Below are 18,092 nucleotides of genomic sequence, written 5' to 3'. Positions count from 1 at the left end.
ATTCCACCTTGATATGGAGTTTTTAGCGTGACCCCCTTTGTTGCCGAGCGCCGAGCGCTACGATTTTCCGCCATTTCGGCAAGCCTTTTTGCGTTAACCGGGCTTGTGCTGGGATTGGCCAGCGGTTCCATTACGATTTTATTCGATAGCGGCTATTCGCTTTTGAGTCTTGCCTTGGCGTCACTCTCCCTGCTTGCTCTGCAGCAGGCGCGTAAACCGGCGGATGATCACTACCCCTTTGGGCGGCTGACGGTAGAACCCCTTGCCGTACTGCTCAAAGGCGTAATGATTGCGCTGGTGTGCCTGTTTTCGATGGTCTCAGCGGTGTGGAGCCTGTTGCAGGGTGGTCGCCTGGTAACACTTGATCTAGCCATTCTGTTCAGCCTAGCCAACGTAGGTGGCTGTTTGCTGACCTGGTGGTGGCTGAAGCGTTACGCGCAGATCGCCCGCTCATCGCTGTTGGCCGCCGAGCTGCGCCAGTGGCAGATGGACACTGGGCTGAGTGCGGCCGTCATGTTCGGTTTTGCCCTTACCTGGCTGTTAACCCTGACCCCCTGGGCCAGCTATGCGCGGTTTGCCGACCCGGTGATGGTGCTGATCATCGCTGGCTACTTTCTGCCCATGCCGGTTCGTATGATACGCGGAGCGCTGCGCGAGCTGATGTTTGGCGAGCCCATGGGCAGCATACGTCAGGATATGGTGGAGGAAGTCGCGGATTTTGATATCGCCAGTGATGATGTACGTATGGCCCAAGTGGGCAGTTTTCTGATGGTGGATATCCAGCTCGACAAACAGCAAATCGATGATGCTGAAGAGATTGTCGATAGCGTTGAACAGCATTGCTTACAGCGTAATTTACGTCCGATTACCAGTATCACCCTGGTGACTACTTAAGCCACCACTTAAGACACTACGTAAGCCTTTAAGTAAAAAGATTGACGCTGTACGAGTGGGATGATATCTAGCGCTACCGACAAACGGTGTCGGCCTAATATCGTACTTTTGAGGGTTTACTAAACATGCCACTGCGCCGCTGTTTGCCCGTGCTGCTAGCAACTGCTCTGATTGCTGGCTGCGCAAGCTCCACCGTTGCTCCGCGTTACACTACCGACAACCCGGACGTAATGCGTATTGGCGGGGAGCGCCCTGCTAATGCTGACCCACGCACTGAAGATGCCGGTTCTTTTTGTATGGAAACTACCGAGCGTTGGAATGAACATGGCCGCACGCCCGATGGACAAACTCTATGGGCCAAAGACACGCTACGTCGTGTCGTGCCCTGTCAGTAAGAGCCTGTCAGTAAGAATCTGTCAGTAAGAATCTGTCAGTAAAAGCAATCCTGTAATCTGCATAACGCCAGCCCGATAAGCTGGCGTTATGCTATAAAAGCGAATATCCACAGCGCCTATAGCTAAACGCTTGCACCTATCAACGTTCAATCGCCTTTTTTGTCAGGCTTGCCTTTGCGTTCGGTGCTTGCCATCTCCTCAAGCTCCTCTTCGCTCATTGAGTCGTACATTTCCTTGGAAGCATCGTAAAGCTCGCTTGGCTTGGTTTCCCCACGCTTGGCGGAAAGGGCGGCGCCTGCGGCTTTTTGCTGGGCTTTTGATGTGGCTGGCATAATAAACTCCTGTTAGTTGACTTCCCTTCAAGGCTTACGCTATTTAGCCTAGCAGGCAGGTATAAGCTTTCCAGAGCCCAACAGCCTCGCTATCCATGTTTACTAATCATTAAGAGAACCTCATGACACCGGCCATTAATACGGCAAAAAAAGCGGGCATCCCGTTTGAACTTCATGAATACCATCACGACGTGGCGGCGGAGTCTTATGGCCTGGAAGCCGCTGAAAAGCTAGGAGTTGCTGCCGAGCAGGTATTTAAAACCCTGGTGGTGAAGCTTGATGGCAAGGCGCTTGCGGTGGGCATTGTGCCAGTGACCGGGCAGCTGGGCTTAAAGCAGATTGCCAAGGCGGCGGGCGCTAAAAAAGCCGTCATGGCCGTACCGGCTGAGGTAGAGCGTACCACCGGTTACGTATTGGGCGGAGTAAGTCCCTTAGGCCAGAAAAAAAGCTTGGCCACCTATATTGATGCCTCTGCACAGGAGTTTTCTAAGGTGTACGTTAGTGCCGGACGGCGAGGACTTGAAATTGAGTTGGCACCTGACGACTTGGCCACCCTATGCCAGGCCGGTTTTGCGCCCCTTGCGGTATGACAGACACGCAGGGCGCGGCACTTTCTGGTATGGTGCTTTACCTTATAGTAATTACCTTTTTACTGGCCGTTAAATGGCCCTGCAGGTTTTATTGTGTCAGACGCCTCCTTCTCGTCGCTTGCCTTGCCGGCAGCGCTGCTTACTAACCTTGAATCACTGGGTTACCACCACATGACGCCGGTACAGGCACAAAGCCTGCCGCCTATGTTGGCCGGGCGTGATGTGCTTGCTCAAGCTAAAACGGGGTCGGGTAAGACGGCCGCGTTTGGCTTGGCGTTATTGGCAGAGCTGCGCGTTGATGCGTTTGCCGTGCAGGGTTTGGTGCTTTGCCCGACTCGGGAGCTTGCTGATCAGGTGGCCGAAGAACTGCGTCGCTTGGCGCGGGCCATGGCCAACGTGAAAGTATTGACGCTTTGCGGCGGTGCTCCGTTCGGCCCTCAGTTAGGCTCTTTAGAACACGGCGCGCATATTGTGGTGGGTACGCCTGGGCGTATCGATGAGCACTTGCGCAAGGGGTCGCTGACCCTGGGCTCGCTAAGTACCCTGGTGCTGGATGAAGCGGATCGCATGCTGGATATGGGCTTTCAGGCCACCATTGATGCCATCATCGCCGAGACGCCGGCTGATCGCCAGACGCTGCTGTTTAGCGCAACGTTTCCTGATGAGCGCGAAGCAGGCGGTTTGGCAACCATGACGCGCGGCGTAATGGTTGACCCTGTCACCGTCAAAGTGGCCGAGTTGCATGACGCCACCACCATTGACCAGCACTTCTACGAAGTACCCAGTGAAGACGCCCGCTTTGCTGCGCTTAAACAGCTTTTATTGGTCAATCGTCCGACCACCAGCGTGGTGTTTTGTAATACCAAGCGTGAAACCCAGGCCGTCGCCGATAGCCTGGTGGATGCTGGTTTCAGCGCCGTAGCGTTGCACGGTGACTTGGAACAAAAAGACCGCGATCGTATCCTGATACTCTTTGCTAACCAAAGTGCCTCAATTCTGGTGGCGACCGATGTCGCCGCCCGTGGGTTGGATATCGCACAGCTGGACGCGGTCTTCAACTACCAGATTGCTCGTGAGCTGGACGTTCATGTGCACCGCGTCGGCCGCACCGGGCGGGCAGGGGCTAGCGGTATTGCCTGCACGTTGGTAACCCCCCAGGAAACTTACCGCCTTGGGCGGCTGGCCGAGCTTTTAAGCGAGCAGTTAACCACTGAGCCGCTGCCCAAAGCTAAGCAAACCACACCGTTTGAGCCGCCCATGGCTACCCTGCAACTGGCAGGCGGTAAAAAGGATAAGCTACGCCCAGGCGACATTCTGGGCGCGCTTACCAGCGAAGGCGGGTTGCGCGGTGATCAGGTGGGTAAAATCAAAGTGCTGGCCCGCAGTGCCTATGTGGCCGTAGAGCACTCTGTGGCCCACAAAGCGCTCGCCAAGCTTGAGCGAGATAAGCTGAAAGGTCGGGCTTTTCGCGTTCGTCGAATTCGGTATTAGATACTGCTGGTAAAGAGACAGCGTTAAAAATAATTGGTATTAAGAACGCTGGTATTGAAAAGCGTTAGTATTTAAAACATGTGTATTAAAAACGCTAGTATTCGATATCGTTGGCCATGTCCATTCATTAAAGGAGCCATTACCGCTAACCATGAAGACACCCAAACGATTACAGCCCCTGGTCGATGACGGCCTGATCGATGAGGTGCTGATGCAGTTGATGAGTGGCAAGGAAGCGCAGGTTTACGTTGTACGCTGCGGTAACGACGTGCGCTGTGCCAAGGTATTCAAAGAGGCCAAACAACGTAGCTTCAAACAGGCCGTGCAATATCAGGAGGGCCGTAAAGAGCGCAATAGTCGCCGTGCGCGCGCCATGTCGAAGAAAACCCGCTACGGTCAAAAAGAGCAAGAGCAGGCGTGGTTGACCGCCGAGGTGGATGCGCTTTACCGGTTGGCGGCAGCCGACGTGCGGGTGCCCAAGCCCTACGGCTTTGTCGATGGCGTGCTGCTGATGGAAATGATCACAGACGCTGAAGGCGATGTGGCACCGCGCCTGGACGATGTCACGCTGACCCATGAACAGGCGCTGCGCTACCACGATAAAGTCATCACTGATGTAGTGCGTATGCTGTGCGCTGGCCTGATCCACGGCGACTTGTCGGAATTCAACGTGCTGGTGGATGCCGAAGGCCCGGTCATTATTGATTTGCCTCAGGCCGTTGATGCCGCCGGTAACAATAGCGCCGCCGCCATGCTTGAGCGTGATGTGGATAATATGCGTGCCTATTTTGGCCGCTTTGCGCCTGAGCTCTTAACCACTCATTACGGTAAGGAGATGTGGGCGCTATATGAATCGGGCGAGCTGCATCCGGATAGCAAACTGACGGGCCACTTTACGTTCGCGACCCACATTGCCGATGTGAATGAACTGATGGAAGTGATCGACGACGCCAAGGAAGAAGAGGCCGAACGTCAGGCGCGCATGCGTGATGACGGGGATGATGACGAGATCCCACAGCCGTACTGAGCCCACGATCGACAACGATTAGTGATAAACTGACCGTACGATTAGCAGGTTAATTATTTAACCGATTGAGATGGGGCTCAGTAACAAGGAGTGGCTGTGAAAGGTATTAAGGTAAGCTCGGGGACCGCAAAAGGGTTGTTAACGTCGTTAACCATTGGCGCTATTGGTGGCACGTTTTTTCAACTCACCGGCTTACCGCTTGCCTGGATGCTTGGCCCTCTGATTGCCAACTTATTGGTTTCCTCTCAAGGCATTAACGTGGTGGTGCCAGAGCGGCTGCGCAATATTTTTTTGGCCGTGATGGGGCTGGTGCTGGGCAGTCAGGTGACGCCGGAACTTGCTCAGCGCGTGATTGACTGGCCGGTATCGGCGGTGTTGCTAATACTTGGCATTGGCGCTTCAACCGCTGTGGCCTCGGCCTGGTATCGGCGCTGCGGATTTGATTCGGTAAGCGCATGGTTTGCAGCGGCCCCCGGTGCCATGACCGCGATGATTATTCTGGGCGACAAATGTGGTGGCGACCCTCAACGTATCGCAATTGCCCAGTCGCTACGCGTTATTTTAGTCATCCTGTTTTTACCACCGCTCTTTTGGGCTTATGAAGGCGGTGGCGCGGGCACAGCGCCTCAGACGAGCGGATTTGAACACGCCTGGATGCTATTACTGATTCCTATGTTGTTGCCGCTCGGCCGTTGGCTGCGTTTTCCTACCCCTGCCTTGCTGGTCCCCTTACTGGCGGCTGCCCTGCTTTCAGGACTTGATATCGCAAGTCTGGCGCTTCCCCCGTGGGGCATGAACCTCATGCTTTGGGTGCTGGGCAGTGCCATTGGCTCGCGCTTTAAAGGCATGACGCGGCGGTTATGGGGCCGCTATTTATGGCAGTCGGGCGTTGCTACGCTGCTTGCCTTAGCTGTATTGGCCTTATTTGCCGAGCTGATTCATCAGTTCGTGGGCGTGGGGCGTGATGTGGCACTGCTGGCGCTGGCGCCAGGTGGAATAGGCGAAATAGCCATTTTAGCGGTGGCGCTTAATATCGATCCTGTATTTGTCGCTTTTCACCATCTACTGCGCATGGTGCTGCTGATGGCCTTTGCACCGTTTTGGGCACGCTGGCTTTTACGCCGCCAGGCTTAACCCTCTTAATGATCGATGAGTAACGTAAGGAATCTCCATGTTTTCTCGTGTGCTGCAGCCGCTGTTTCGTTACTTTGAAACCCGTGTAGATCCTTATCCCATGGGAGACGTGCAAACGCCTCCACAGGGGTTAATACCTTTTATCAAGCACTTCTCACGCCCGGTATTGCCGCTGCTGATTGTCATGACGCTATGCACCGCACTGGTGTCATCGGCTGAGGTGTTTTTCTTTAGCTACATGGGGCAGCTGGTTGATTGGCTTGGCAATGTCGAGCGCGAAGGCTTTTGGGCCGCGAATGGTCTTTGGCTTGCTGGGGCAGGGCTGGCGATCCTTATCGGACTACCGCTTTTGGTGTTGGCCCAGTCGTTGATTACGCATCAAAGCATATTTGGCAATTATCCCATGATTGGCCGCTGGCTATCGCATCGCCACATGCTCAATCAGAGTCTGGCCTTTTACCAGGATGAGTTTGCCGGACGCGTGTCCCAGAAAGTCATGCAGACCGCGCTGGCCATCCGCGAAACGGTCACCAAGGTAATGGGCCTGTTGGTCTACGCCATTGTGTACTTTACCGGGGCGGCGATTCTCTTGGGTCGAGCCGATTTATGGCTATTGCTGCCCTTGGGGCTTTGGCTGATTGGCTACTTGGCCATCATGCGCTTTTTCGTGCCCCGGCTGCGTGATGTATCCATGGCGCAGGCAGACGCGCGCGCCCAGATGACCGGCCGCGTGGTCGACAGCTACAGTAATATTCAAACCATCAAGCTATTTGCCGATACCGAGCGCGAGCAGCGCTATGCCCGTGATGCCATGGAAGGTTTCATGGACACGGTGCACCGTCAGATGCGCCTGGTCACCATCATGAGCGTCTGCTTGACCCTGCTGAATACCGCGTTATTGGTGGGCACGGCGGGAATGGCGATTAGCACCTGGTACTTTGACGCCATATCGCTTGGCGTATTGACCGTCGCGATTGCGCTGGTAATGAGGATTCGATTTATGTCCGACTGGATCCTATGGGAAGTGGCGGGGCTGTTTGAAAATATCGGCACCGTGCAGGATGGCATGAATACCATCGCCCGCGAACCTACCATCCGCGATGTACCTAATGCGCCTGAGCTTAATGTACCTGCTGGCGAAATCCGGTTTGACGACCTGCGCTTTAGCTACGAGCAGGCTAAGGGCGAAAACCGCACGGTGTTTGACGGCTTGAATTTGACTATCGCGCCGGGTGAAAAAATTGGCTTGATTGGCCGCTCTGGGGCGGGTAAATCGACCCTCGCTAACCTGTTGTTGCGTTTTTACGATGTACAGGGCGGACGCATTCTGATCGACGGACAAGATATCGCGCAGGTAACGCAAACCTCTCTGCGTCACCAAATTGGTATGGTGACCCAGGATACCTCGCTGCTTCACCGCTCGCTGCGCGATAACATTCGCTACGGCACGCCTCAGGCAAGCGATGAGGCTGTGTGGACCGCCGTATGCCGTGCCCATGCCGATGCGTTTATCCACGACCTGGTAGACCCGCACGGCCGCCGCGGGTTGGATGCCCATGTAGGTGAGCGGGGCGTCAAGTTATCTGGGGGGCAGCGTCAGCGGATCGCCATTGCCCGCGTGCTTTTGAAAAATGCACCTATCCTTGTATTGGATGAAGCTACGTCAGCACTGGATTCTGAAGTGGAAGCCGCTATTCAAGAGCAGTTGGATACGCTGATGGAGGGCAAGACCGTGATCGCGATCGCGCATCGGCTCTCGACCATTGCCATGCTCGACCGATTGATCGTAGTGGAGCAGGGGCGCATAGTCGAAAGCGGTACTCATACTGAGCTGCTCGCGCAAAACGGCATTTATGCCGGCTTGTGGAAGCGTCAGTCGGGCGGCTTTCTTGGGGTAGATGTGTGAGAAGCTCTATCCTCTGCTAACGTATTTGCCTCTGCTAACGTATTTTCCAAGGAATGATTGAATAAAGGAGATCGCGCTATGCAAGTCGTAACGCTCACGGCCCCCGGTGGGTTAGATAAGCTCAAGGTACAAGACGTATCGCCCCCTGGCGCCCCTGGCCCGGGCGAGATTCGTGTTCGTGTGCACGCAAGCTCGCTCAATTTCCACGACTATGGCGTGGTGGCAGGCAAGATGCCGACAGCCGATGGGCGTATTCCTATGTCTGACGGCGCAGGCGTGGTTGAGGAGGTAGGTGATGGCGTTAGCGAGTTTGCGGTAGGTGACCGCGTCGTCTCGACGTTTTTCCCCGACTGGCTTGAGGGCCCTGCCCGAATTGCCGATTTTACGACGACCCCAGGCGACGGCGTGGATGGCTATGCTTGCGAGCAGGTCGTTCGTCCGGCGCAGTGGTTTACCCGTCAGCCGAAGGGCTATAGCCACGCTGAAGCCGCAACGTTAACCACCGCAGGGCTCACTGCCTGGCGCGCTCTGGTAGTGGATGGCGGTTTAAAAGCGGGCGATACGGTGTTGGTGTTGGGTTCCGGCGGGGTATCTATATTTGCACTGCAGTTTGCCCGCATGATGGGGGCACGTGTCATTGCCACGTCTTCTTCCAATGAGAAGTTGAAGCAGCTTAGGCAGCTGGGCGCAGCACACACCATTAATTATAAAGAAGAGCCGGAGTGGGGCAAAAAAGTTAACGCGCTGACCAACGGCCAGGGTGTCGACCATATTGTGGAAGTCGGTGGCCCCGGTACTCTGCCGCAATCCATTGAAGCGATCAAGATTGGTGGGCATATTTCGCTGATTGGCGTATTGACTGGGCGCCAGGGCGATATTCCTACCGCTAAGTTAATGGCTAAACAGGCGCGCTTGCAGGGGTTGATTGTAGGCAGCCGCCGCCACCAGCTTGAAATGATTAAAGCCATTGAGGCGACCAGCATGCGCCCGATCATTGATCGTGAGTTTGTGTTAGCCGATATCGCGGAGGCATTCCGCTATCAAGAGGCAGGCAAGCATCTGGGTAAAATTTGTTTAACGTTCTGATTGGCTCGGGCAATGGCATACCAGCACGGCCCAGAAGGGCAATGCTGGTAGTCACCGACACGTTGATAAACTGATGTTTATTCAGCCAAACGGCTATATACAACGCCTTTGATTTCAAGCTCCCAAATATGATCATAAGGTACGGTGATGCTATCTACCTCGTCCGAATCATCATGGCTTTTGCGAAGCTGGGCTTCGGGGATGACAGTTGCATCCATCCCTCGAGCCTGTTGAACGCGCGCACTGAACCGGTTGCCTTCCTGATCAATGAGTACGCGCTCTCCCGCCATACATTTCTCAAGCTTGGCGTATAGCTCCTGCTCGCTAACATGAACGATGCTCATGATCGCCTCCTCCGACACTCGATATTTGCGGGTAATGGATATCCCTATAAAGATTTCATTTTAGACGATAAGTTCGAATAGCCCCCAGCGACTATCGCCCGCATGCTAACCTTAATCTTGTTTATTTCATTTACGTTAGCCTTTAGGACGGACTATGGCGCAGCGCTTAGCAGAAACCGCTTCATCGCCCTGGGCGGTAGTCGAGCTTGATAAGTTTTGTACGCCCGAGCATACCCAAAAAAGCCAGTGGCGGCGCAGTCGACGGGCGATGTTAACTTGGCTAACCGGTAAACGCGCCGCCGAGCAGCAGGCGAAAGACGAGAATGAGCTGCGCCTGTTGCCGGAAGTTAAGCTAGCGCATTTGGTGCCCAGTATTGATTGGTCGCCGGTCGCTGATAGTCTGACCCAGACCCTGAGTGAGCCCGAAACCTCCCTCGAACCGATAGTGTTTTTTATCACACCTCCTTACGGCGGTCATGCCGCGGTGGTTAGCCATTGGGCGGAACAGCAGGGTATTCGCAGTATAATGCCGCCCAGCCATCAAGAGCTTACCGAAGGCAGCCTTGAATGGGTGGAGCGCTGCGGCCATCTAAATTGCTGGGCGCTGCCAGCGCTTGAGCGGCATATGCTGCGTCATACCCAAGGTCTTCAAGGCGTGCGCGCGTTTTTAGAACGCGCCCTAAGTGGCCGTTTGGGGCGCGGAGTGATTGGCTGCGATAGTTGGACTTACGCCTATTTACAGCAAGCGGTAGGCATTGAAGGAGCGCCAGCTTTTACCCTTCAGGGCATGGAGGGTAAGCAACTAGCCGATTACTTTGTAAGCATTGCCGATAACGGCCAGAACCGCCTGACGGTATATAGTACGCGCACGGGAAGGCAGGTGTTAACCAATCAGCCCGCTGATCAAAAAAAAGCGCAAGAGGCTGAACGTAAAGCCTCTACCCATAAGGAACTACAGCGTTTAGCGGCGCATTGTCGGGGCCATTTGGGCGTGGCATGGCACTATTGGCGTAAACGCTTGCGCGAACCTGCTCAAGAAGATGCCCCTGATGCATCAGAGCTATGGCTGCTTGATGCGCTTGCAGATGCCGAGCTGCCCGCAGACACCGGTGATGTGGCACTGCTGGTATTGCACGCTTTACTGCTGCATGGCGGTCTGGAGGACCAGGCGCTTGGCGATGTACTTCCGTTTTCTCACCATGAAGCATTGAACGCTCGTTTAGCGTTGACTCGCCAGGGAATACTTTCGCGTGAGGACGGGCGCTGGCAGGTAGCACCGTTAAGCTATGCCAGTGTCCGGCAGCTATTGGCTTCTCGCAATTATCTTGTCGACCCGTTATAGGAGCCTTGATGGACGATCAAAAGCAGTACGCTAAGCTGTTTAACGATATGGACAGCCAAACGGTTATTACCCTGGGCATCATTCTGGCAAGCGTTATTCTGCTGACCATTGCCAGCCAGCGGGGCTTGAGCTGGCTGGCCAATCGACTGCATGGGCAGGTTCGCTTTCGGATATTCGCGCTGGTGCCGCTAACGCGCTTACTGATCCTGCTGACCGCGCTGGCTATTGCAGTACCTATCGTGATCGAGCCTTCGCTGCGCAATATGGTGACGCTTCTAGGCGCTATCGGTCTGGCGATCGGCTTTGCCTTGAAAGATTACGTGAGCAGTCTGATTGCCGGGGTGGTGTCAGCCATAGAATTACCCTATCGGCCAGGTGACTGGGTGGATATTGAGGGGACATACGGGGAAGTAAAACATGTGGGAATGCGCACCGTCGAAATCCAAACCCCAGACGATGATTTAGTCGCGATGCCGCATTTAAAGCTATGGGACTCCGCCGTTTACAATGCCAATAACGGGGGGACTAGCTTACAGTGCGTAGCAAATTTTTATCTTCACCCAGAGCATGAAGCCGATGGGGTACGTAAAGCGTTGCGGGATGTGGCTCTGACCAGCGCTTACCTTAAGTTTGATCAGCCGATTATCATAGTGGCTGAAGAGAAACCCTGGGGGACGCATTACCGTATCCGCGCTTATCCCGTGGATCCGCGTCAGCAGTTTCTGTTTATTACTGATTTGACCGTGCGGGGTAAGCAGGTGCTTAGCCGGGCGGGCATCAAACCTGCACTGTTGCCGCCCGATGCTGCTCTGGATACGCCTAAAGGCGTGCCTGATGTGCATCGGCGCCAGCAGCGGACCCAATAACGATCTAGCTGCAAGCGTGGTTTGCAGCTAGATGGTGTTGGGGGGTGAAGGCTAGCGCTGAGATAGAAGATTGCTTGCGCTACTTATTCGCTCGCTTCAGGCAGCTCGGCACTATGGAAGACGTTTTGGACGTCGTCCAGATCGGTGAGCATGCCTAAGAATTTTTCGAACTGTGCCACGTCATCGCCTTCGAGAGGCGTGGTGTTTTGCGGCAGAAACTGAATCTCATCAATTTCAAAATCGAGCTCGCCGAACGCATTCAGTAGTGCTTGTTTGGCTTTGGCATATTCGGTGTGAGGCGCATAAACCGTTATACGTTCTTCTTCCTGCTCAATGTCAGCCACATCGACATCGGCTTCCATTAGCGCTTCAAGCACAGTGTCTTCTTCCTGGCCGACAAAGGCAAAAATCGCACAGTGATCGAACATGTGGCTAACGCTACCGGGCGTGCCAATCTTGCTTTTCGTTTTGGTAAAGCAGCCGCGTACATCACCGAAGGTGCGGTTAGGGTTATCGGTTAAGCAGTCGACGATCACCATGGCGTTGCCGGGGCCAAAGCCTTCGTAGCGAGCCGTCGCAAAGTCTTCTCCACCTGCGCCGCTGGCCTTGTCTAGCGCTTTATCAATAACGTGCGAGGGAACCTGATCTTTTTTAGCCCGCTCCATTAAGCCGCGCAGCGCAAGGTTGCCGTTCGGGTCTGATCCGCCGGCTTTTGCAACGACGTAAATTTCACGCCCGTATTTGCTGTAAACCTTAGTTTTTGCGTCGGCCGTCTTGGCCATCGATTCTTTACGGTTTTGAAACGCCCTACCCATATTGGAGTCCTTTATTAGCCGTGCCACGCCTGTCTTGACAGCAGGCGTCATTTTCATCGAAAAAGGGGCAAATTTTACCCAACAGCGTACCATGCTAACAGCGTTATTTAAGAGAGGTGACGTTATACAATAGGCGACCCGGCCGGTAACGGCATTGCTGTATTGAGACAATGAGCAATTAACAATTAAAGGAAAGGAAAAAAATGCCGTTTTCACTCTGGTTGTCATTAGCCGCTATCTGCGCCATGGGGGCAATGTCGCCCGGGCCTAGCCTTGCCCTGGTGCTAAAACATACCCTGGGCGGTGGTCGGCTGCCAGGCATTACCGCGGCTGTATTTCATGCAGCTGGGGTCGGGTTTTATGCGCTTTTGACCGTTTGGGGGCTAGGCGCGTTAATTACTCGTTCACCGGATGTTTTTCAACTGATTACCTGGGCGGGGGCGGCCTATTTGGCCTGGCTGGGTATCAAGGCATTGCGGGCCGGCAAGGCCGGGGTAATGAATCAGCAGGGTGTGGCAACCACTAGCCGACAGGCGGCCAGGGAGGGCGTGCTGGTAGCGCTGGGTAATCCTAAGCTGATTATCTTTTTTGTGGCGCTGCTGAGCCAGTTTGTTACCCCAGGTATGAGTATTATGGCAAAGATGATCGTCGTCTTAACCGCTATGCTTATTGATGGTGGTTGGTACGTGCTGGTGGCGGTCGGTTTGTCGCATTCGCGGGTCCTGCCGTGGTTGCAGCGCCATGCGCACTGGGTCAATCGATTGACCGGTGTCTTGCTGATAGCCCTGGCGCTACGAGTCGTTGCCGGGCCAATCACCTTTGGTTAACCGAACGGTGTTAAGCAGGCTCATCAGCACTGTTGCGGGGCGCTGGTGTCAGCATGATGGTCATGGCAAAGTAGCGTTTATATTGCCTCGAAGGTTTAAGGCTCCATAATGACGATTTACGATCAAGATTGTTATAACCATCAAGGTCAGCCGTTTAATCTGCGCGCGCTGCGTGGCCAGGTGTTGCTGGTGGTCAATGTGGCCAGTCAGTGTGGTTTTACGCCACAGTTAAAAGAGCTTGAAGCGCTGTACCAGCGCTACCGCGACCGTGGATTCACCGTGCTGGGGTTTCCCTGCAACCAGTTCGGCCGACAGTCGCCGGAAAGCGCCGAAGCGTTTTGCACGTTTGGCGAGCAAACCTTTGGAGTAAGCTTCCCGTTGATGGAGAAGGTCAACGTCAATGGGGGCAACGCCCACCCGCTGTTTGTGTTGCTGAAAAAACAGGCCCCTGGCGTATTGGGCACCAAGGCTATCAAATGGAACTTCACCAAGTTTTTGGTAGGGCGTGACGGCCAGGTAATTGCGCGTTTTGGCCCGCGAGACCACGGCCCCCCGTTGCGCCTAGCGCTGGAAGCCGCGCTTGATCGCGAATAAGACGTGGTTGGCGGCGTTCAAAGCTCTTGGCCTTTGGCAACCTGGACCCGGTTCATAAGCTCAACCCAACGGTGGCGTACCATCATGGTGGTCAGGCCCGAGAATAGCGCCCAGCTTTTGCGCCGCCAGCCTTTTAAGCGCAGGTTATGGCTGACCAGCTGCTGCATCAGTTTACGGTCATCGAATTGACGCCACTCGCTGGCAATCGACAGCTGATGGCGCGACATCACCGGGGCAAGCTCTAGGCGGAACATCCACTCAAGCTCTGAAAGCGTCATATTATGCTCTTGAATGACCTCCACCATGTGGGCGTAGTCGCGTTCGCGCGGTTCGCGGTCTAACCATAAAGGGGCTAGAGCAAGCCAAAGGTCGCCGCGCTCATCGACAAGCTGCTGTGCGTTCATGGGGGCCTCGTGGGCATTGAAAAAGAGAGGGACACTATCCTGCCGTGAAAGCCAGGCAAGCTCAAGAGCGGACAGCGCCCTCTTAGCCCGCTAGAATAGCGCTCATAGCGTAAGGCATAGCAATGCCGATAATGAAATCAAGCTGATAACGAGGTTCGATGTGATTATTAAACCCAAGGTGCGCGGCTTTATCTGCACGACGACTCATCCTAAAGGCTGCGAGCAAAACGTTCTTGAGCAGATTGAAGCGACAAGAGCCCGTGGTTTGGATAAAAGCGCCGGCCCGAAGAAAGTTCTGGTGATCGGGGCTTCCAGTGGTTACGGCTTAGCCGCTCGGATTACCGCAGCCTTTGGTTACGGTGCCGATACGCTGGGCGTGTTTTTTGAAAAGCCCAGCAGTGAAACCAAAACCGGCACCGCTGGTTGGTACAACAGCGCGGCGTTCGACAAGTTTGCCAAGCAGGAAGGTCTTTACAGCAAATCAATCAACGGCGATGCGTTCTCTTCTGAGGCGCGTGAAAAAGCCATTGAGCTGATCAAGCAGGATATGGGCGAAATCGACCTGGTGGTCTACTCACTGGCATCGCCCGTGCGCAAACTGCCGGATAGCGGTGAACTCAAGCGCTCAAGCCTGAAGCCGATCGGTGAGACCTACCGCGCTACGGCCATAGATACCAATAAAGACCGGATCATCGAAGCGGAAGTCGAGCCTGCAACCCAGCAGGAAATCGACGATACCATCACCGTGATGGGCGGCGAAGATTGGGAACTGTGGATGGATGCGCTGGACCAGGCAGGCGTGCTGGCCAAAGGTGCACGCAGCGTGGCGTTTAGCTATATCGGCACAGAAATTACCTGGCCGATTTACTGGCACGGCGCACTGGGTAAAGCCAAGGAAGACCTGGACCGTGCGGCCACGGCTATCGATGACAAGCTTAAAATCAGTGGCGGTGGTGCTAACGTCGCGGTTCTCAAATCTGTCGTTACCCAGGCCAGTGCGGCTATTCCGGTGATGCCGCTGTATATCGCCATGGTGTATCGCATCATGAAAGAGCAGGGCGTGCATGAAGGCACTATCGATCAGTTGAATCGCCTCTTCGGCGAGCGCCTTTACGGTTCAGACATGAGCACCGACGAGAAGGGTCGGCTGCGCCTGGACGACTGGGAACTGCGCGAGGATATTCAGCAGGCCTGCCAAGACCTCTGGCCGGAAGTGACTACCGAAAATCTGTTCGATATCACCGACTACGCAGGTTACAAGCACGAGTTCTTGAAGCTGTTTGGCTTTGAACGTGACGACGTTGATTACGAAGCTGACGTGAATCCCAACGTTGAGTTCGACGTGGTCAGCTTGTAAGTAAGAAGCTTTAAAACATTTGTACTGTTGGTATTCTCAATTGCCGGGCCTTTGCGCCCGGCAATTTGCGTTAGGCGCCGTCAAGGCCGTTAGCGGCAGGTACAAAATCAACCGCTGTTAAACTTTTAGTGCTGGGTAGGCAAGTTATTAAAGGTTCTGCCATGGTTAAGAGCAGAGTGTTACACGCTTTTGCCAAGGAGGAAATATGACCCGTACAGCACGAGTCGAGCCGATTAGTAGAGAACAGGAAGACGCGATCATCGTCTCTGGATGGCGCGTTGTTGATGTTACCGAACCCGATGCCCCCCAAGAAATATCCCAGCACGCAACCGAGCCGCAAGCGATCGAAGCGGCACGCCGCTTTGAAGCCGAAACCTCATATGAACCTGGTTCAGCGCCTGACGATACCCAGGATTATGATGCGACTGACCCAAATGCCGGTAAGCACTTCTCATAACAAGATCATTTCAATTTCTGGTCAGGAGGCGTCATGAAATCGATTTGGCAAGCAGGTGTGGATGATCCCTGCCATTTCCCCGCGTTAACTGACAGTATTGAAACGGACGTAGTCATCGTAGGCGCAGGGATCACAGGCCTAACGACGGCACAGCAGTTAATGGAAAGTGGGAAACGCGTAGTGATTTTAGAGGCTCACCGCGTAGGCAGCGGCTGCACAGGAGGAGCGACCGGTAATTTATATAGCTCAGTATCAGCGGGGTTGGCGCAACGCGGGGTCAAGTGGGATGACGATACCATCCAGACCATCGTTGAAGCGCGCGCAAGCGCCATTGATTTAATTGAGGAGACGACTCAGCGCTTTAATATCGACTGCCAGTTCAAGCGGGTTCCGCTTTATCGGCTGCTCACAGAAAATGACCAGGCAAGCAACGATGCATTGGAAGCCGAGTGCGAAACTATGGTGCAGGCTGGCCTGAAGGCTAGATTTTGTCTGGATATGCCGGCGCCATTTCCAGCCACTCAGGGTATTAGCGTTGGCCACCAGGCGCAGTTTAACGCTTTTCACTACGCTCAAGGGCTTGCCAAAGCGCTTAGCCAGCGTGGCGTGAGTATTTATGAGCAAAGCCCTGTACGCGATATAGATTACCAGCATTGCATCGTTAAAACCGATAACGCTGAGATTCAAGCCACCGATATCGTTTTAGCAACGCACACCCCGAAAGGAGTGAACATGTTGCAAACCGGAATGATTGCCTCCCGTGAGTATGGCGTTAGTGCCAAGCTGAACGCCGGATCTTTTCCTGATGGCATTTTCTTTATGCTCGACCCCTTCCATTCCATACGCAGCTATCACTTGAACGGGAAACACTACGTTATGGCGATTGGGGAAAAGCATCAAACAGGAGAGGAACAGTCGGAGCGCAAACACTTTGAGGCGCTGCATAGCTACTTAAACGCACATTTTGATGTGGGCGAGATCGAATACGAATGGTCTGCTCAGCAGTACAGCTCTGGTGATGGCTTGCCGTATATCGGACGAACCTTGGCCAGTGACCATGTGTATGTAGCCACCGGCTTTGCCGCCGACGGCCTGACTTGGGGCACGGTCAGTGGAAAGATAATCGCCGATATCATCCAAGGGCGGGATAACGCCTGGTACCGCTGCTTTGACTCGCAGCGCTTTACGCCGGTTAACTCCGCCGAGCACTGGCTCAAAGAAAACATTTCCGTGGTGAAGCACTTTATTAAAGATCATTTCGGCACAAAAAAGCTCAAGGAGCTTGACGAGGTGGCGCCTGGCCAGGCAAAGGTCGTTACCTTGCATGGTGAAAAATTGGCTGTCTATCGCAATGAGGCCGGTAATTTATCGGTTCTTTCGGCCATTTGTCCGCATTTGAAGTGCGTGGTGCATTGGAACGATGCTGAAAGAACTTGGGACTGTCCCTGTCATGGCAGTCGCTTTGATATCCAGGGCGAGGTGATAGAAGGACCTTCCCTGCATCCGCTTGAACACCGTCACTCAAGTTAAGGCTATCAGGTTAAGTGAGGATGTAGGCTTTTCCTAATATTGGTTATTTGCAGCCCAGTCGTCTAACTTGTAAGAGTACGTTTAATCAAGGAGAAACACTATGAAACGGACTACGCTAGCTATCGCCATTGCTGCACTTTTTACAGGAATGTCAGGCAGTCTTCATGCTCAGGATGCCCAAGCAGAACCAGATGATGAGCAAAGCGCCATTGAGCAGCAGGAAGAAGCTGTAGATGAACAGACAAATGCTGATGACGAGCAGCCCGCAGCGATGCAGGGTAGTGGTTACCCCAGGTCTTCTGCGGACACGGACGACGAAGAGAATGATCCCAACGATTTAATGTCACATCAGATTCGTGATCTTGAAGGCAAGTCAGTCGTTAATCAGCAAGATGAAGAGATCGGCGGAATTCTGCGTATCGTTGAGCATAAGGCGTCTGGCGATTTATATGCCGTTATCTCTATTGGTGGAGTGTGGGGTATCGGTGACGATGAAGTTGCCATGCCGCTAGAAAATATTGAGATGCAAGATGACCAATTGGTTACCAATACCACTTACGGTAGCGATGAGATAAAAGCGTCAGCAGAAAAATATGATAAAGAAAACTATAGTCAAATAGACAACAATATGACGCTAGACCAAGCCCAAAAGCATCCTAATTAAGGCGGGCTAAATGATGTGGCTAGCAAAAAAAACCACG

20 protein-coding genes are annotated in these 18,092 nt (G+C 54.0%); 16 read left to right on the top strand and 4 right to left on the bottom strand.

Annotated elements, in window-relative coordinates; translation table 11 throughout:
• The first annotated feature begins 27 nt into the window (after positions 1-27).
• Both ACT3R7_RS13800 and ACT3R7_RS13795 read left to right on the top strand, forming a co-directional pair.
• Positions 28-894 carry a cation diffusion facilitator family transporter gene (locus ACT3R7_RS13800; RefSeq protein WP_192536843.1) on the top strand — a complete coding sequence of 289 codons (867 nt, stop codon included), beginning with the start codon at positions 28-30 and terminating at the stop codon, positions 892-894.
• Positions 895-1,019: 125 nt separating this feature from the next.
• Entirely contained in the window at positions 1,020-1,289 is a 270-nt protein-coding gene (locus tag ACT3R7_RS13795; RefSeq protein WP_192536844.1) for a hypothetical protein, read from the top strand.
• A gap of 146 nt (positions 1,290-1,435) precedes the next feature.
• On the opposite strand, the gene ACT3R7_RS13790 is transcribed toward ACT3R7_RS13795, so the two are convergent.
• Positions 1,436-1,621 carry a DUF3008 family protein gene (locus tag ACT3R7_RS13790; RefSeq protein WP_018916526.1) on the bottom strand — a complete coding sequence of 62 codons (186 nt, stop codon included), beginning with the start codon at positions 1,619-1,621 and terminating at the stop codon, positions 1,436-1,438.
• 122 nt (positions 1,622-1,743) lie between these two features.
• Between ACT3R7_RS13790 and ybaK the strand changes: the two genes are divergently transcribed.
• The 6 genes from ybaK (at position 1,744) to ACT3R7_RS13760 (ending at position 8,855) form a co-directional block, all read left to right on the top strand.
• Positions 1,744-2,211, top strand: coding sequence for a Cys-tRNA(Pro) deacylase (gene ybaK / locus ACT3R7_RS13785; RefSeq protein WP_193091194.1), 468 nt, complete (start codon positions 1,744-1,746; stop codon positions 2,209-2,211).
• Positions 2,212-2,304: 93 nt separating this feature from the next.
• On the top strand, positions 2,305-3,702 hold the full coding sequence (gene dbpA / locus ACT3R7_RS13780; RefSeq protein ID WP_193091195.1) for an ATP-dependent RNA helicase DbpA: 1,398 nt from the start codon (positions 2,305-2,307) through the stop codon (positions 3,700-3,702).
• Positions 3,703-3,853: 151 nt separating this feature from the next.
• The gene (locus tag ACT3R7_RS13775) at positions 3,854-4,729 is read left to right on the top strand and encodes a PA4780 family RIO1-like protein kinase (RefSeq protein WP_193091196.1); all 876 of its coding nucleotides are present in this window, start codon (positions 3,854-3,856) and stop codon (positions 4,727-4,729) included.
• 96 nt (positions 4,730-4,825) lie between these two features.
• The gene (locus ACT3R7_RS13770; protein ID WP_193091197.1) at positions 4,826-5,863 is read left to right on the top strand and encodes an AbrB family transcriptional regulator; all 1,038 of its coding nucleotides are present in this window, start codon (positions 4,826-4,828) and stop codon (positions 5,861-5,863) included.
• 37 nt (positions 5,864-5,900) lie between these two features.
• Positions 5,901-7,769, top strand: coding sequence for an ABC transporter ATP-binding protein (locus ACT3R7_RS13765; RefSeq protein WP_319643913.1), 1,869 nt, complete (start codon positions 5,901-5,903; stop codon positions 7,767-7,769).
• Positions 7,770-7,847: 78 nt separating this feature from the next.
• Complete coding sequence (locus ACT3R7_RS13760; RefSeq protein ID WP_193091198.1) at positions 7,848-8,855, top strand: zinc-dependent alcohol dehydrogenase family protein; 1,008 nt, start codon at positions 7,848-7,850, stop codon at positions 8,853-8,855.
• Positions 8,856-8,932: 77 nt separating this feature from the next.
• On the opposite strand, the gene ACT3R7_RS13755 is transcribed toward ACT3R7_RS13760, so the two are convergent.
• On the bottom strand, positions 8,933-9,199 hold the full coding sequence (locus ACT3R7_RS13755; RefSeq protein WP_193091199.1) for a hypothetical protein: 267 nt from the start codon (positions 9,197-9,199) through the stop codon (positions 8,933-8,935).
• A gap of 154 nt (positions 9,200-9,353) precedes the next feature.
• Between ACT3R7_RS13755 and ACT3R7_RS13750 the strand changes: the two genes are divergently transcribed.
• Both ACT3R7_RS13750 and ACT3R7_RS13745 read left to right on the top strand, forming a co-directional pair.
• A complete protein-coding gene (locus ACT3R7_RS13750; RefSeq protein WP_193091200.1) occupies positions 9,354-10,541 on the top strand; it encodes a hypothetical protein in 1,188 nt (395 codons plus the stop codon).
• Positions 10,542-10,549: 8 nt separating this feature from the next.
• A complete protein-coding gene (locus ACT3R7_RS13745) occupies positions 10,550-11,407 on the top strand; it encodes a mechanosensitive ion channel family protein (RefSeq protein ID WP_192536851.1) in 858 nt (285 codons plus the stop codon).
• Positions 11,408-11,490: 83 nt separating this feature from the next.
• On the opposite strand, the gene ACT3R7_RS13740 is transcribed toward ACT3R7_RS13745, so the two are convergent.
• Positions 11,491-12,222: a YebC/PmpR family DNA-binding transcriptional regulator gene (locus ACT3R7_RS13740; RefSeq protein ID WP_192536852.1), complete on the bottom strand. Its 732-nt coding sequence runs from the start codon at positions 12,220-12,222 to the stop codon at positions 11,491-11,493.
• 203 nt (positions 12,223-12,425) lie between these two features.
• Between ACT3R7_RS13740 and ACT3R7_RS13735 the strand changes: the two genes are divergently transcribed.
• On the top strand, positions 12,426-13,049 hold the full coding sequence (locus ACT3R7_RS13735; protein ID WP_192536853.1) for a LysE family translocator: 624 nt from the start codon (positions 12,426-12,428) through the stop codon (positions 13,047-13,049).
• Between the two features lie 108 nt (positions 13,050-13,157).
• Complete coding sequence (locus tag ACT3R7_RS13730; protein WP_193091201.1) at positions 13,158-13,643, top strand: glutathione peroxidase; 486 nt, start codon at positions 13,158-13,160, stop codon at positions 13,641-13,643.
• Positions 13,644-13,660: 17 nt separating this feature from the next.
• Here the strand turns inward: ACT3R7_RS13730 and ACT3R7_RS13725 are convergent, their stop codons facing one another.
• On the bottom strand, positions 13,661-14,047 hold the full coding sequence (locus tag ACT3R7_RS13725; protein ID WP_193091202.1) for a DUF7079 family protein: 387 nt from the start codon (positions 14,045-14,047) through the stop codon (positions 13,661-13,663).
• A 160-nt stretch (positions 14,048-14,207) separates the two neighbouring features.
• Between ACT3R7_RS13725 and fabV the strand changes: the two genes are divergently transcribed.
• From fabV to ACT3R7_RS13705, 4 genes are all read left to right on the top strand, one after another.
• Positions 14,208-15,404 carry an enoyl-ACP reductase FabV gene (gene fabV, locus ACT3R7_RS13720; protein ID WP_193091203.1) on the top strand — a complete coding sequence of 399 codons (1,197 nt, stop codon included), beginning with the start codon at positions 14,208-14,210 and terminating at the stop codon, positions 15,402-15,404.
• A 205-nt stretch (positions 15,405-15,609) separates the two neighbouring features.
• Positions 15,610-15,861, top strand: a complete 252-nt coding sequence (locus tag ACT3R7_RS13715) for a hypothetical protein (protein WP_193091204.1) — start codon at positions 15,610-15,612, stop codon at positions 15,859-15,861.
• Between the two features lie 33 nt (positions 15,862-15,894).
• Positions 15,895-17,391, top strand: coding sequence for an FAD-dependent oxidoreductase (locus tag ACT3R7_RS13710; protein WP_193091205.1), 1,497 nt, complete (start codon positions 15,895-15,897; stop codon positions 17,389-17,391).
• A 100-nt stretch (positions 17,392-17,491) separates the two neighbouring features.
• Positions 17,492-18,055: a PRC-barrel domain-containing protein gene (locus ACT3R7_RS13705; RefSeq protein WP_192536859.1), complete on the top strand. Its 564-nt coding sequence runs from the start codon at positions 17,492-17,494 to the stop codon at positions 18,053-18,055.
• Positions 18,056-18,092: the final 37 nt, after the last annotated feature.

Origin of the sequence: Halomonas sp. AOP43-A1-21 (assembly GCF_052376775.1) — a bacterium.
Lineage (GTDB): Bacteria > Pseudomonadota > Gammaproteobacteria > Pseudomonadales > Halomonadaceae > Vreelandella > Vreelandella colorata.
This window is presented reverse-complemented; position numbering and strand designations above follow the sequence as displayed.

What these genes read in the sequence shown, in the direction of transcription:
- ACT3R7_RS13795 (WP_192536844.1), top strand. Translation starts at nt 1,020, where the DNA reads ATGCCACTGCGCCGCTGTTTGCCCGTGCTGCTAGCAACTGCTCTGATT.
- ACT3R7_RS13790 (WP_018916526.1), bottom strand. Translation starts at nt 1,621, where the DNA reads ATGCCAGCCACATCAAAAGCCCAGCAAAAAGCCGCAGGCGCCGCCCTT.
- ybaK (WP_193091194.1), top strand. Translation starts at nt 1,744, where the DNA reads ATGACACCGGCCATTAATACGGCAAAAAAAGCGGGCATCCCGTTTGAA.
- ACT3R7_RS13775 (WP_193091196.1), top strand. Translation starts at nt 3,854, where the DNA reads ATGAAGACACCCAAACGATTACAGCCCCTGGTCGATGACGGCCTGATC.
- ACT3R7_RS13765 (WP_319643913.1), top strand. Translation starts at nt 5,901, where the DNA reads ATGTTTTCTCGTGTGCTGCAGCCGCTGTTTCGTTACTTTGAAACCCGT.
- ACT3R7_RS13760 (WP_193091198.1), top strand. Translation starts at nt 7,848, where the DNA reads ATGCAAGTCGTAACGCTCACGGCCCCCGGTGGGTTAGATAAGCTCAAG.
- ACT3R7_RS13755 (WP_193091199.1), bottom strand. Translation starts at nt 9,199, where the DNA reads ATGAGCATCGTTCATGTTAGCGAGCAGGAGCTATACGCCAAGCTTGAG.
- ACT3R7_RS13750 (WP_193091200.1), top strand. Translation starts at nt 9,354, where the DNA reads ATGGCGCAGCGCTTAGCAGAAACCGCTTCATCGCCCTGGGCGGTAGTC.
- ACT3R7_RS13745 (WP_192536851.1), top strand. Translation starts at nt 10,550, where the DNA reads ATGGACGATCAAAAGCAGTACGCTAAGCTGTTTAACGATATGGACAGC.
- ACT3R7_RS13740 (WP_192536852.1), bottom strand. Translation starts at nt 12,222, where the DNA reads ATGGGTAGGGCGTTTCAAAACCGTAAAGAATCGATGGCCAAGACGGCC.
- ACT3R7_RS13735 (WP_192536853.1), top strand. Translation starts at nt 12,426, where the DNA reads ATGCCGTTTTCACTCTGGTTGTCATTAGCCGCTATCTGCGCCATGGGG.
- ACT3R7_RS13730 (WP_193091201.1), top strand. Translation starts at nt 13,158, where the DNA reads ATGACGATTTACGATCAAGATTGTTATAACCATCAAGGTCAGCCGTTT.
- ACT3R7_RS13725 (WP_193091202.1), bottom strand. Translation starts at nt 14,047, where the DNA reads ATGAACGCACAGCAGCTTGTCGATGAGCGCGGCGACCTTTGGCTTGCT.
- ACT3R7_RS13715 (WP_193091204.1), top strand. Translation starts at nt 15,610, where the DNA reads ATGACCCGTACAGCACGAGTCGAGCCGATTAGTAGAGAACAGGAAGAC.
- ACT3R7_RS13710 (WP_193091205.1), top strand. Translation starts at nt 15,895, where the DNA reads ATGAAATCGATTTGGCAAGCAGGTGTGGATGATCCCTGCCATTTCCCC.
- ACT3R7_RS13705 (WP_192536859.1), top strand. Translation starts at nt 17,492, where the DNA reads ATGAAACGGACTACGCTAGCTATCGCCATTGCTGCACTTTTTACAGGA.